Raw genomic sequence first — 334 nt, 5'->3', positions numbered from 1 at the left:
GTCCGTCAGGCCATCTCGGGTCACGCACTTGACGACATGGAGCTTGAACGACGGGCTGTAATGGTGCTTGGTTGCGGGCTCCAGCCCCTTCAGACCATGGTGCCGGTATCTCGTCACCCACCGCCGAACCAAAGATCTATCGACATTGAATTCTCTGGAGATGCGGTTGAAGCTGGCCCCGCCTTCGAGGTAAAGGAGTTATTGTCAAATCTGGTGTATGACCATCAGGCAGCGTTCCTGCCAGATTGATCTTCCACCTGTATTCCATCCTGAAACTGCACGTTGTCCACGACCAGCTTCAGTTGGTCAAACCCCTTGATTCGCTTCCAGCGTT

General features: G+C 54.2%; 1 protein-coding gene. It reads right to left on the bottom strand.

What is annotated here, in order from left to right; translation table 11 throughout:
* Positions 1–162 (bottom strand): helix-turn-helix domain-containing protein (locus H3Z84_RS17345; protein WP_199456797.1); only part of this gene is annotated, 162 nt, incomplete at its 3' end.
* Positions 163–334 lie beyond the last annotated feature (172 nt).

The sequence above is a fragment of the Marinobacter sp. bablab_jr003 genome, from assembly GCF_016464245.1.
Lineage (GTDB): Bacteria > Pseudomonadota > Gammaproteobacteria > Pseudomonadales > Oleiphilaceae > Marinobacter > Marinobacter vinifirmus.
Note: the sequence above shows the minus strand (reverse complement) of the source record. Positions and strands in the feature narration are given on the sequence as shown.